This is a genomic window from Flagellimonas nanhaiensis (assembly GCF_003382275.1).
GTDB lineage: Bacteria > Bacteroidota > Bacteroidia > Flavobacteriales > Flavobacteriaceae > Flagellimonas > Flagellimonas nanhaiensis.
Genome location: NZ_QTJX01000001.1, coordinates 945138 through 959591, shown reverse-complemented (window position 1 = coordinate 959591; position 14454 = coordinate 945138). Strand labels below are relative to the sequence as shown.

The window sequence follows — 14454 nt, the reverse complement described above, 5'->3', positions numbered from 1 at the left end:
TCATTCCTCGGTCCAAAAATCCGGAGGGTTGGGGTCAGCAAATCCCGTAAGATCTCCACAAAGCGTAGGCACAGTAAAAAATGGCCCTTCATTATCACCATTACCTCCGTTATTGTCCACAAAGCGCACCAAATCATTTTTAACCAAATTGCTTAAAACACATACTGGTGGCACACCTCTTGAAAGTACGGGAGCACTCACCTGACATGGAATTGCAAATGCGCGAACGTCATCAGCCGGATAAAAATCTTCATAATTGAAAAAAATACGTTGTTCTGTTACCGAGGCGACATCAAAGTAACCCAGTACTTTTTCACTACTGCTCAAATCTGAAGAAATATTTCCTTCCAAAAAACCAGGTTGGGTCTCGGAGAAGAAACTTTCATTCCCAGAAAATTCATTCAAGGTCTCATAAAAAGTAAATGCCGCATTGGATTGTACAAATTGTTTTATCAGAATACTGTAGCGGTGGGAAATGATATAGTTATTTCTACTAATAAAGCGGACCATGAAGTTGCTCACTCTATCTTCTTCCAGGTCTTTTGTACTGGTCTGGATTATGGTATTTGATGAATCAGATGCATATCCGGTCTCCAAAGATGAATCATCAAAAATTGCACGTACCTCGCAGGGTACCGTGGCTTCAGCGGCCGGAACTACCTCTAAACCACGTGGAGTCCAAAAGGGTGCTACAACCCTATAAGTTTCCTCATAAGTATATCTGTAGTTTTCTGAAGTTCTTGTTGGGTCAAAGCTATCTACAAAAATACCTATCCCATCTTCTCCAAGGTCTGTTGTAATTCTTTCCGCTCTTACCTCATCAATCTGAGTTTGAGCCGGTAGTATGGTTTCTTCGGAACTATAAGTTCTTCCATCCTGAGTTTGAATCTGCAATTGATACGCAGTATTGGCCTGGGCTGCAAAAGCCTGTTGCGAAACGTACACCCCTGGCGAGCTTTCTACAAAGGTATAGCTGGAACCACCACCTTGTACTCGCACACTGGCATTTGATTCTGGAGTGGGACCTTCTTCCTCAAATTCATAGGTCCGAGATAAAAATACCTGTTGTTGGACCAATTCGTTGGTTATTGTTGCTTCAACTACCAAAGCACTTTCGAAATCCTCAAAAGTAACTTCAAAAGGTTCTAGGCATCCTTGCATCAGGACAACAAAGATGACACTCCACAATACATTAATAGTTCTTTTCAATAAGAAATTCATTCTTTTTATTATTGGTTAATCCTCCACCCAAAATTCCGGTGGTGTTGATTGTGCAATATCCGAGCAATCCCCACAAACTTTGGGCACGACAAGAAAGGGGCCTTCATTAGGTCCTTGCCCACCATTGGCATCTACATATCTTACCAAATCGTTCTCCACCATAGCGCTCAATACGCATACAGGTGGATTTCCTCTAAACAATACTGGGGCATTTGGGGTGCATGGTTCCACATATGGCGGGAGGTCTTCTCCTGGATAAAAATCTTCGTAGTTAAAAAATAACCGTCGTTCTGTAACCGATGACACATCAAAGTAACCTAGCACTTTTTCATTTTCATTAGTGTCCGAAGTAACATTCCCCTCCAGGAAACCAGGCTGGGTTTCAGAGAAAAAACTTTCGTTTCCGGAAAACTCATTCAGAGTTTCATAGAAATTAAATGCTTCATTGGACTGTACAAATTGCCTGACCAAAATGCTGTATCTATGCGAGATAATATAGTTTTCGCTACTGATAAACCTTACCATAAAATTATCGACCCGGTCTTCTCCCAAATCACTGGTGCTGGTTTGAATTATAGCGTTTGAGAAATCAGTTCCGAATCCGGTTTCCAAGGATTTGTTATCCGGAATGACCCTTACTTGACAAATCTCGGTAGCCTCATCAAATGGTACCTTTTCCAAATCTTCAGGGGTCCAATAGGGTGCAATGACCCTATAGGTCTCTTCATATTCATATCTGTAGTTGATAGAATTACCGGTAGGGTCAAAACTATCCACAAAAATTCCAATTCCATCTTCCCCTAAGTCTGTTGTGATTCTCTCTGCCCTTAAGTCATCAATTTGGGTTGATTGTGGAAGAGTCATCTGGCTAGAACTGTAAGACCTGCCATCCTGGGTCTGAACCAGTAATTGATATTCGGTATTTGATTGAGCGGCAAAGGCCTGCTGAGAAATGTAAACCCCTTGGGCTCCTTCAACAAAAGTGTATGTAGTCCCACCTCCCTGTACACGCACCACCGCATTGGATTCTGGAACAGGGCCGTCTTCTTCAAATTCAAATGTCCGGGTCAAAAGAACCCGTTGTTGCTGCATCCTGTTGGTTATGGTGGCCTCTATCACGATAGCGCTCTCAAAATCCTCAAAAGTTGTTTCAAAGGGCTCTATACAACCATAGAAAAACACCACGGCCAAAAATCCGCAGAAAGAAATTTTATGTTTATTTAAATCCGACTTCATTCTATCCAAAATTCTGGTCTTTCTGTTTTTCCCAAAACTGTACAATCTCCACACTCCCTTGGAACCACTTTATATGGCCCTTCCTCAAAAGGAGGGTCTTGATTCTCGTCATAATAGCTTACTTGATTCTCATCCACCATGGCGCTGAGTACGCATCTAGCCCCTCCTTGACTTATCAACATAGGAGCGATTGTGTTACATGGATTCACATAGGGCGGTAGGTCCTCTCCTGGATATAAATCTTCATAATTGAAGAAAATCCGTTTTTTGGAAACCGCGCTTACATCAAAATATCCCAAGACCTTTTCATCTTGGTTGGTCTCAGAAAAAATGTTCCCACTCAAGAAACCAGGTTGGGTCTCGGAAAAAAGACTTTCTGAACTTGAAAACTGGTTCAATGCATCAAAAAATGAGTAGGCTTCATTGGATTGCGTATACTGGGTCACCAAGACGCTATATCGATGGGAAATAATATAGTTTTCTCCGTCTATAAAGCGTACCATAAAACGATCTACCCTATTTTCTTCCAAATTGGAGGTATTGGCCAGGATTATTCTGTTTGAAGCTTTGGAAGCAAAACATGTTTGGTCTTCTTTTGTTTTGGGAACAACATCTACCCCGCATTCAATTCCTGTACTTAAGAGATCCTCAGGCCTCCATTTTGGAGCAATTATCTTATAAGTTTCCTCAAACTCATACCTGAAATTCTGTGAATTCCCAGTCGGGTCAAAGGCATCTACAAAAATTGCGACGCCATCTTCCCCAAAATCATTGGTTATCCTTTGTGCATACACACTATCCAGTGCCACGTTTTGAGGCAATTGAGCAGGACGGGATGAGTACGAAATCCCATTGGTCGCAACAATTTTTAACGTATAAGCCCTACCCTCTTGGGCGGCAAAAGGTACAGAAGACCTATACGTTCCAGGTATGACCTCATCAAAACCGATAGCTGCACCAGAATCATCAGACAATGTTATCTGGGCTCCTTGCTCCGCAGTGGATTCCGATTCAAACCTATAGGTTCTAGTTAGGTATATGGTATGATTATCCATTTCGTCCGTTATGGTAGCATCCACTACCAAGGCGTCCAAAAAATCCTCTGTCTCCACATCAATGGGTTCAATGCAGGATACCACTGTCATTGATAGGACAAGGACTTTAAGAAACCATATGCCTTTCTGGACGAAATTCACCTTCTAGAACTTAAAATTATAGGTTATCGTTGGTACGGGTATTGCAAATATGGAGCTTTGATAAGCTTTTATATCCCCATCTTCGGTAACAAAAAATACCGAATAAGGGTTGTTTCTCCCTAGCACATTGTAAATGGAAAAACTCCAAAAACTGTGCGCAAATTTCTTGATCTTATGGTTCCCTTCCATATTGAAGCTAAGATCCAATCTATAATAATCAGGGATTCGGAATTTGTTTCGGTCACTGTAAAAAACAAACTCGGAATTATTAAATGAAAAACTTCCTATTGGGAAGGTAACCGGCCTACCTGTTTGATAGACAAAATTAGCAGAGGCACTAAACCTTCTTGTAAATTTATAATTGGCAACAAGGCTTATGTCATGCGGCTTATCAAAATTTGACGGGAAGAATTCACCATTATTGACACGTTCTTCGCTAAACTCGCTATCTAGTTTTACAAAGGAACGGGAGTAGGTATACCCTAACCATCCATTGAGTTTTCCTTCATTTTTCTTGATCAAGAATTCCACTCCATAAGCTTTTCCATCACCTTGCAGCACCTCTGTTTCAATGGCTTCGTTAAGAAGCAACTGGGCACCAACTTTATAATCAAGAAGGTTCTTTTGTTTTTTGTAGTAACCTTCCAGACTCAATTCGTACTTATTTCCTTCAAAGTTCTTGTATAGCCCAAGCGAAGCTTGATAAGCCTCTTGAGGTTCTATGTTCAAATCGGAGAGCTTCCAGGTATCAGTTGGTGAAACCGTGGTATTGTTTGATAGGGTATGAATGTATTGATAGGCATTGTTCAAACTTGCCTTGATCGAAAAATCAGGAGCCAAGAAGTACCTTGCCGAAAAACGGACTTCAGGACCACCGTAGGTCTCAATGAATTCGTTTTCATCAAATGTTTGGGTCTCCACAAGTGTACCACTATTCTTTGGTGCATTTTCTTGGTAGATTCGTTGGTCACCCGCACCCAATGCCGCATAGAACGAGTACCTAAGTCCAAGGTCTATCAACAATTTATCGTTGACCTCATAGCTATCGGAGATAAAAACGGCCGATTCTAGTCCCCGCTCTTTGGGAATGGTCAATGCCGTTACATCCGAGTCCAGACCTAACGGATCTATATTTCCAGGATTAACAACATATAGTTTGCTCGAAAGTCCAAAATCAAACTTATGCTTCCCTCCGGGAAGGTATTTCATTTTATACTTGAACTCGGTTTCATTGTTTTTATAGCCCAAATCGAAATCATCGTTGGACTCTCCGTCAAATTCGATTCCAAACTGATATTCACTGTTGGAAAGAATCAAGCTACCTGTAGTCTTTTCGCTAAACTTATGATCCCAGCCCAAAGAAACCAATCTGTTGCTGTAATTAAAAATAGAATCCGAAGTAATGCTGAACTCGTCTCTACTGTAATATCCAGTAGCTTTAATTTCGTTGTTCTCATTGATGGTGTGGTTGTACTTGGCCAAAACATCAAAAAAGGAAGCGGTGCTATTGCTCAATTGCTCATCATCAAGAGCTCCAAGAATCCAATCAGAATAGGTGGCCCTTCCACCAACCATAAGTGCCGATTTATCTTTGATAATAGGCGTTTCAAGAACAACATTACTCGTAACCGGTCCAATGGATGCTTCGCCAGAAAACTTTTCTGTATTTGCGTCTTTGGATTCAATATCGAACACAGAAGAAAGTCTTCCTCCAAATTCGGCAGGAACATTTCCCTTATAAATTTCCGCAGAGCCCGTGGTAAATGGGTTTATAGCAGAAAAGATTCCGAAAAAGTGCGAAGGGTTATAGATTACCCCATTATCCAATAGAATCAGGTTTTGGTCTGTTCTACCTCCCCTAACGTTATATCCAGAAGCACCTTCACCTGCAGTGGTAATCCCTGGTAAAGTAATCGCGGCCTTTAAAATATCGCGCTCACCCAAAACCAATGGAATATTCTTGATTTTTTCTACTTCTATAAGGGTGACCCCGGTAATTGCTGTCTCCACATTTCTGTCCCTATTTCCTTGAACGACCACCTCATCCAATGCCTCTACGCTCTCATTCAATTGGAAATTATAGCTGCCATCATTATATAATATGATTTTGGTTCTTGATTCTTGGATACCAAGCCCTCTGGTAGTGATTACATTTTCTCCTATGGGAAGTTCCAAGGAATAGTTTCCGTTGGCATTGGTAGAAGTACCTATATCCTTACCTTCAACAATGATCGCCAAATCTGGAATTGGCTGTCCGTTTCTGGAATTCAATGCCCTCCCACTTAGCGTGAAGGTCCTTCTTCCACTGTTTCTATTCTCCTTTCCAATTTTGACCACCTGTAGTCCTCGTGTTCCACTGTCATCGCTTTCCAGAAATAGTGGTCCAATATCTTGCAGTTGATCGTAATTGGGAAAATCATCATCGGACAACTGATTTTCGGCACCAAAAAAGTCATCCGGTAAGGAGTCGTATATCTGGTTGTTCTGCATTAGAAAAATCTGCTGCGAATCCATGATGAAATAATTGAGTACCGTATCCTTGAAAATATTGTCCAAAACAACATTGACCGGGGTATTCTGATAGTTTCCTGTCACTCGGATTTTTTCCAACCATTCTTCTAAATAGAAGAACTTATACCCTGTTTTATCCTCAATCTCGCCAAGTGCTTCTTTTACCGGAGTATTGGCAAATGAAACAGAAATGCTCGGGATTTGTTCTTGTGACATGGCGTACTTCATGCCCACAACGAGCATGGCTACAACAAAAAATCTTTTCATTCTTCTATAGGTTTGGATTGGTTGAGGAGAATTTCAATTCGTCTTAGCAGACTAACTTGAAATCCATTAGGATCGGATTTTCTTAAGCTCCTGGCTATACCATAAAACTTGTCTATATCTCTTTTTAATTCTGGAAAGAGCTGCACGGCGTCCTTTTTTGAATTTAGGGTGTGGTACGCGCCATTGTAAAGCAATACATGCTCACTTGGACCATCCAAAAATTCGTAGTACACGGAGCTTCTATCTTTTCTCTCAAAATCTTTTTTATTGTATTTGGTATACAGGGTGAATATTGAACTCTGCAAGGCAACAGCATAAAATCCATACGCATTTAAAGAGGGTATATCCTTCTCTTCTATCTTAACAAAAGAAGTTCCATCTATTTCAAAGCTATCCACATACTCCTTGAACAGTTTGATTGTTCCACCTCCTGCTTTGGTAATCAGTTTGAGTAAAACCTCATCTTCAAAAACATCATATTTTAGGTCTAGGTCATAATAACACTGCCCATCATAACAAACATGACCTTTTAAAAAGTCCCTGGTTTTAAAAAACTGTGTTTGTTCATTGATGGTCCTATACTTTTCCAAGTAGAGGATTCCTTGATACAGCCCTGTGTTTTCAATGCCTACTTTTTCGTCAAAGGCATTGTAATATTCCACTTGTGCCTGGTCTTGTGCAAAAGCGCAGAAAATCCAGCCAAAGGCCAATGCTAGAGACAGATAAGTCTTTTTATTGCATACCATATTTCTCGAGGATTAATTTTGGAAGATGTTTTTTGATTGAATTAGCTCAGCCTAAAATACTATTTATTATTTGGAATTCTAAAATTTCGTTAAAAATTGGTGGTTTTCGCAATATATACGACCCAAACCAAGCAATAAAACAGTATTTATTGGGTAAAATTTGATTGTTAGAAAAATGAGAAAACTCTAGGGCTATTTTTTAGCGAATTTCAATACCGATTCTGCTGTAGTTTCAATTTCTTGTCGGTTCATCATCATTTTTCGGTACCCTCCATCATTGTATAGTTCCGCCTGGTCTTTGTAATGTTTGCTGAACGGATTTCCTGATTGTCCTGTCGGAAGGATGCTGATGCTGTTTTCTATATCTGAAAAGTCAACTATTCTTCTGGTTGATGGGCCGCTGGAGACCTTGTAATACCCTGTACTGTCATACTGGAAGGTAAGGTTGTTGATTACTTCTTGGCTGCCGTTTACCGGGTATGGTCCAACATTAAAATATTTTCGAAGCGATTCTACCTTACCAAATGGGTGCGGATGTTCCAGGGTGTGGACTTTATCCCAGGTCCATTGACTCGGGTCTGGACCAAAATCATTGGTCAGGGAGATCCAAGCTTCAGCAAAAGATTTTAGAACAACATCGTCCCTGGTCTCCACTATATCTGGGGTATTTACATTATCCCACCATTTACCGGACTTCATTTTGGCACCCCATGCAATTTGTCTTTTCAACAGGTGAGTAGACAATAATTGATTGAACTGCTCTTCTCCCAGTTCATCTTCCAAGGTATTTTTCAACATATGGTATGTGCTACGATGGAACAATGTTGGATTGGAACTCTTCAAAGAGTAACGACCATCCCAGTTTTTAAGGGAATCAACATAAATCAACTGTTCTTCGCTTAAATTGGAAACATCCAGAAGCTTTATTAGTTCAGTAATCAAGTCCGGATTCACGGATGAGGTCACATCCAATGCCATTTCAGCTGTGGATTCCTTGTCCCAATCATCTTTGGCATCCAATAGCTGTACAATTCTTTTTGCCCGATTCTCTGGAAGATAATATCCCGGATAGAGCATTCCGGCAATGGAATCGGGTTGATTGTTTGCTGAATACACATAATGCCAAGGAGGGTTGATAGCACTAGGGTTTTCACTAAAATCCAAATAGCGGATGGGTTCTTCTTCACCTGAAGCTCCATTGAGCACAAATTTAGTAGATACACTATCCGGCATTTGAAATAATTTGGCTGTAGCCCACCAAGCAACATTTCCTTTGGCATCCCCATACATTACATTAAGCCCTGGTGCGTGAATCTTGGGCAAAGCCTCCTCGAAACCATTGATATCCGCAGCATGGGAAATGCCATAAAGGGCATGCATAACCTCATTCCTTATCTTGGTGTACATCCAATCCATGGCTATGGGCCCATCTCCAGTAATCTGCTTTGCTATTCCGTTTAATACAGGCCCATGTCTTGTTTTCTTATAGGTAAAAGACACTGGTTCGGCGTCTTTTACTTTTATCTCTTTGGTCACATATTCGTAATCCAGCCAGCCCTCTTCGGTTTTGTATTTGGTTGAATCTGAAGTATGGGTCACCTCTCCATAAAAGTTGAGGTCATCATTTTGGAACATGGTAAGCCCATAAGCCAAATTCCTGTCATGGGCCAATAAAGGAAAGGGCACCCCGGCAAGATGGTAACCGTACTTTTCGTAGGTAGGTGTGCTCAAATGTGCCTCGTACCAAACCGAAGGTTGTGCAAATCCAATATGGGGATCGTTGGCCAAGATCACTTTGCCATTTTTGGTCTTCTCAGGTGCTATCACCCAACTGTTACTCCCTTCAAACTGGGGAATAGGCAATTTATCCAAGGCCCTAAAGACACTTGCTGTTACTGTTGAGCTAATCGAATCTACTCCAGGTTCCCTGAAATTTTTAATCCAAACTGTTGAGGTATCAGAATACACCGCCAAATCATTGATGTACTCCTCTCCCAGTTGATTTCTTATGTTGGTCAATAAAGGGTCTGTCTTATGCGCTTGGGCAAAAGTAAATGCCATGTAACCAACAGTATTGTAAATGTCCTCCAACGAAAAATGTTCTTTTTCTAGACCGGTGAGGTAGAATTCCACTGGTTTTGGTCCATTATCCACAAAGGTGTTTATGCCATCCAGATAGGCTTGCGAAAGCTTTACCATATCACTTTCCATATCCAGCTCTGCAATAGTTTGGGCCGTGTGCTCATCTATACCAAGAGAAAGGAAGAACTTGTCGGTTTCCAATAGATCACTGCCAAAAACCTCGGAAAGTTTCCCTTTGGCAACCCTTCTTATGAGTTCCATCTGCCACAAACGGTCCTGGGCATGCACATAACCCAAAGCCCTAAAGGCATCTGCTTCATTTTCTGCGTATATATGTGGAATTCCGTATTGGTCAAAGAAGACGGTGGTTTCATTTGACAACCCTGGTAAAGTCTTTTTACCAGAGTAATCCGGTTTTAGGCTTTGCACAAACAAAAACAGGCCAATGGCAATAAGCAATACCAATCCAGCGAGTACTAAAAGTACCTTCTTAAGTTTTTTCACAGGAATCTCGGTTAAGTTAATTAGTCGGTACCTAAATTACACTATTTTCCAAGAAGCGAAAAAAAGATAGGGAGATAATTACTTATTCATGGTGAGTTGATACTTTTCCAATCCAGACCTCAACCACCTTTCGTAGGTGTCAACGTCCACATATTGAACGGCATCGTTCAAAATTTCAAGATTGGGTGAAAGCAATACATAATAAGGCTGCGAAGCGGCATTGAAATTAACGGTCTGGAAAGTCCCCCATTTTTGGCCTATGGTTTCAATGGTCTTTATTCTTCCAGAATCGAATTTGAAATCAAAAATTTCATCTTCAGGGAGTTTTTTTCGATCATCAACATACAAGGATATCAGCACATATTCTTCCTTTAATAATGGATATATTTTGGAATCACTCCAAACATTTTCCTCCATTTTTCTGCAGTTTACACAGGCCCATCCCGTAAAATCCAATAAAATTGGTTTGTTGACCTCTTGCGCATGTGCAACTCCCTCTTTAAAATCCTTGAAACATTCCAACCCCAAAGGGCAATCTGTTTCGGTTTCCGTAACACTATAGAAATCTGGGGGAGGAAATCCACTTAATAGCTTCAGGTTGGTGACATTTAACAGTCCCAATACCAAATAAGTTGAAAACGCCAAGCTTATCACCCCAAAAAGCTTTCTAGTCACTGATAGATTTTTGCGATTATCTTCCTTGGTAAAATTGAATGCCCCAAAGAGGTACAGTGTCATTAGGATAAAGAGAACAATCCAAATTCCTAAAAATATCTCTCTTTTGAAGATGCCCCAATTCCCTACCAAATCAGCGTTTGATAAAAATTTGAAGGCTAGCGCAAGCTCTAGGAATCCGAGAACAACCTTTACCGTGGTCATCCAACCTCCTGACTTTGGCAATGAATTCAACCAAGCAGGAAACAGCGCAAACAAACCAAAAGGCAAAGCTAGGGCCAGACCAAACCCAACCATACCAGCGGTCAGATTTACGGCTACATCACCTTCGGCCAATGTAGTACTCCCCAGAAGCCCCCCTAGAATGGGTCCGGTACAGGAAAATGATACAATCGCCAATGTCAGGGCCATAAAGAATATCCCTAAAACACCTCCCACCTTGGAAGAGGCAGCATCCATTTTATTTGCCCAAGAACTTGGTAAGGTAAGTTCGTAGTAACCAAAAAACGAAAAGGCAAAGACCACAAAAATGATAAAGAAAAATACATTGAGCCAGATATTGGTGGCTATGGTATTCAAAATCTGTGAGTCTACAGAATCAAACAAATGAAACGGTAAACTCAACAAAAAGTATATCAATACGATGAAAAAACCGTACAGGATGGCATTTCCTATTCCTTTTGATTTTTGTTCTGACTGTTTGGTAAAAAACGATACCGTCAAAGGAATCATCGGAAAGACGCATGGAGTCAACAAGGCAATCAGTCCTCCTAAAAATCCTAGCCCTAAAATCATCCACAGGTTGGATTTTGAACCAGATTCTGCCAGCCCATTCTGATTTAACAGGTTTTTGTTTTTTAAATCGATGCGCAACGATTCTCCCATAGCAATACTCTTTTCATCCAATTGCTTTTGGGACTGTACAAAGGCATTACCATCCAAAGAAATTTCAAAAAAAGCATCTTTGGGAATACAGACCTCTTTACATATTTGATAGAACAGGTTGACCGAAATCTGACGCACCTCAGGTTTCAACAATTTTATGCGTTGGGTGAAGATGGCCTCTTTCTTGAAAAAGGTTTCTTCAACCTCAAATATCTCGCTGTACTCCTTTATAGTTTCACTTTCCAGGGTCTTGCCCACAAGTTCATAGTCCTCGCCTTCTTTTTCAAAAGTGAACTCACTTGGCAGGGAACCACCTTCAGCGGTATACTGGGAGTATACGTGCCACCCTTCCATGATTTTTCCGGTAAAGGTAAGTTCGTACTCCGTTTCCGATATTTTTTTCACCTCATGGCTCCAAAGAGCCGGGTCGGCATCAGTTTGAGCACTACTGGAGAAATTGATGAAAATGAGTCCGAAAAAAAATACTAAAAATCTCATGAAATCAGTGTAACCTTTACTATTTGTTGTGTTGACGAATCAACTTTAAAACGTTCATCTGCCCTTTTGCCCACAACCCAAACAATTTGGTCGTTAGAGCACATTAGCCATTGCTTTTCCTTGGAAATCATATCGAACTTTTCATCCTTGAAGTACTTCGATAATTTTTTCTTTCCGAGCATACCAAATGGATAAAAATAGTCGCCTTTTTCCCATTTCCTTAATTGTAACGGAAAGTTTAACTTTTCCTTATCCAAAAAAATCACATTGGCATCAGATTTTTCAACTGTTTCTACCTGCTCAAATTGCAATGAAATTGGAGTGCTGATGTTCTTGGCATCCTCAAAAACCAGAAATCTCTCAGCAATTTGTTCTTTAATTTCTGAGAGGATAAGAACATCTCTGTCCTTTAGCAACCTATGGGTTTTGGAGACAACCTCTTTACCACTCATCGCATTCAGAAGGTCTTTTACATCATTCCATTCAGTAAAACCATAATTATGAAATAATTCATACAGATAAGGTTCAATTGGATTGAGCTTTTCCAGCTTTTCAATATTGATTTTGTAGATATCCCCTTCTCTTTTAAAGAGCCCTGACCTAATCTCATCGATATGGTTTTGGACCAACACCTTGGTTTGACCCAAATGGCCCTGTGTTAACCGATAATTTTCAAGAAAAGTGGGATGTAGTTGTTTTAACTTGGGAACAATCTCTAGCCGAATCTTATTACGAAGATATTTGCTATGTTGATTGCTACTGTCTTCTCTCCAGGTAATACCATGTTTATTGGCATAGTTTACAATATCTTCACGAGAGAAAGCAAGCAATGGCCGCACAATACTATCGTTCTGCTCTGGAATACCGCTTAATCCATCAATTCCTGTACCGCGAGAAAGATTGATCAAAAAAGTTTCCAAACTGTCATCTGCGTGATGTGCCGTCAAAATGTAATCCAGGTTGTGAGATTCAAGCAGTTCTTTGAACCAGTGATACCTTAAATCCCTGGCAGCCATTTGAACCGAACCTTTGTTCTTGGACAGATAGTCTTTTGTGTTGAACGATTTGCTCCAGACTTCAACCCCCAATGCTTTCCCTAAATTCTTCACAAAGGTTTCATCTCCGTCGCTTTCCTCTCCACGCAGTCCAAAATTGCAGTGTGCCAAAGTCACATTCAATCCCATCTTTGTGCAGAGATGTGCCAATACTACACTATCCACTCCCCCACTGCAAGCGAGCAATAATCGTTTACCCTTGAGAAAGGGCAGGGAAACATCGATATGTTTTTTGAAATGCTCCAGCATTTTTCAAAATTAAGCATAAACCTTAGCCCATTTCCAAAACACTTCGCATAGCCTTGGCTTTGAGCAAACATTCTTCGTATTCTTTTTCTGGGTCCGATTTGGCTGTTATGGCACTTCCTACAGAAAATGACACATATTTGTTTTGAGCATTGTATAAAATACTCCGGATAACCACATTAAAATCAAAATCTCCATTTGGGGAAAAATAGCCTACTGCTCCGCTGTACAGGCCTCTTTTGGTTTCTTCCAGTTCTTCTATGATTTTCATGGCCGATATTTTTGGAGCACCTGTCATGCTTCCCATGGGAAAAGTCTCTTTAATCAGGCGAACTGGATTCATCCCTTCAGGCACTTTGGCTGTTACCGTAGAAACCAATTGATGCACTTGTTCATAGGTATAAACTTCACAGAGTTCCTCTACTTTTACGCTACCTTTTAGAGCACTTCTTGAAAGATCATTCCGAACAAGGTCCGTAATCATAATGTTTTCGGCTCTTTCCTTTGGGTCCTTTGCCAATGTCTCGCTTATGGCTTTATCGCTTTCAGCATTAGACCCTCTGGGTGCAGTACCCTTTATAGGCTGGGAAATCAATGTTTGTCCGTTTTTCTTTAGGTACCTTTCCGGAGAAGCGCACATAAGAAAATGTGAACCAAGTTTCATAAAGCTGGCAAAAGGCGGTTTTGAAACCGAATTAAGGTTCTTATAGGTCCTAAAGGGATCTATGTTTGTGTTTTCGGCATAAAACTCCTGACAAAAATTGGCTTCATAAATATCACCTTTCTGAATATGGTCCAAAAAAATCTGGGTCTTTTCAAAATAGGCATCCTTATGGATTCGCATTTTTATTTTCACCGGGACATGATCATCTTTTTCCTTTTTATCTTCATCGGCAATTTCAAGTAATCTGGAGAAATCGTCCTCCATCTCCCCGGCGCAAGCATCCAGATATGAAAATTTTAATTTATCCCCATCTAAAACAATGACTTTGGTAGGTTGAAAAAAGTTGATTTCCGGAAAACCTAGTCCATCAAAATTTTCGGAATCGAGGTTCTCCAGAGAGTTCTTGAAATCATACGAAAAATATCCGAACAACCAATCTTTCTGTTCATCGACAAAAAGCTCAATTTCATCGATGTTTTTAAAAGATTTAAAAGACTTATCGGTCTGTTCGGAAATAGCTAAAACAGCATCAAATGAACCATATTTATCAGAGTGCCTATTACTGTCCAGCCATACAATATGCGAACAGCTTTTTGACCATTCCAACAAGGCATCCTTAATTTTTAGAGACGGGGAAATGGAATATGAACAATGCTTGCGCAATGTGT

General features: G+C 40.5%; 9 protein-coding genes. All 9 read right to left on the bottom strand.

All coding sequences use genetic code 11. The features are described 5' to 3' along the window. Complete coding sequence (locus DX873_RS04430; RefSeq protein WP_116183293.1) at nt 1-1221, bottom strand: DUF4249 domain-containing protein; 1221 nt, start codon at nt 1219-1221, stop codon at nt 1-3. Between the two features lie 15 nt (nt 1222-1236). Further along, complete coding sequence (locus tag DX873_RS04425; RefSeq protein WP_116183292.1) at nt 1237-2457, bottom strand: DUF4249 domain-containing protein; 1221 nt, start codon at nt 2455-2457, stop codon at nt 1237-1239. After that, entirely contained in the window at nt 2454-3602 is a 1149-nt protein-coding gene (locus DX873_RS04420; RefSeq protein WP_116183291.1) for a DUF4249 domain-containing protein, read from the bottom strand. The genes DX873_RS04425 and DX873_RS04420 overlap by 4 nt, the downstream gene beginning before the upstream one ends. Nucleotides 3603-3656: 54 nt before the next feature. Further along, a complete protein-coding gene (locus DX873_RS04415) occupies nt 3657-6431 on the bottom strand; it encodes a TonB-dependent receptor (protein WP_116183290.1) in 2775 nt (924 codons plus the stop codon). After that, nucleotides 6428-7177: a hypothetical protein gene (locus DX873_RS04410; protein WP_116183289.1), complete on the bottom strand. Its 750-nt coding sequence runs from the start codon at nt 7175-7177 to the stop codon at nt 6428-6430. The genes DX873_RS04415 and DX873_RS04410 overlap by 4 nt, the downstream gene beginning before the upstream one ends. A 192-nt stretch (nt 7178-7369) precedes the next feature. Next, nucleotides 7370-9763: a penicillin acylase family protein gene (locus DX873_RS04405; protein ID WP_116183288.1), complete on the bottom strand. Its 2394-nt coding sequence runs from the start codon at nt 9761-9763 to the stop codon at nt 7370-7372. 78 nt (nt 9764-9841) lie between these two features. Next, on the bottom strand, nt 9842-11821 hold the full coding sequence (locus DX873_RS04400) for a protein-disulfide reductase DsbD family protein (protein WP_116183287.1): 1980 nt from the start codon (nt 11819-11821) through the stop codon (nt 9842-9844). Further along, nucleotides 11818-13125, bottom strand: a complete 1308-nt coding sequence (gene tilS / locus DX873_RS04395) for a tRNA lysidine(34) synthetase TilS (protein WP_116183286.1) — start codon at nt 13123-13125, stop codon at nt 11818-11820. Before tilS ends, DX873_RS04400 begins: the two co-directional genes overlap by 4 nt. A gap of 22 nt (nt 13126-13147) precedes the next feature. Beyond that, nucleotides 13148-14449, bottom strand: coding sequence for an aminodeoxychorismate synthase component I (gene pabB, locus DX873_RS04390; protein ID WP_116183285.1), 1302 nt, complete (start codon nt 14447-14449; stop codon nt 13148-13150). Nucleotides 14450-14454: the final 5 nt, after the last annotated feature.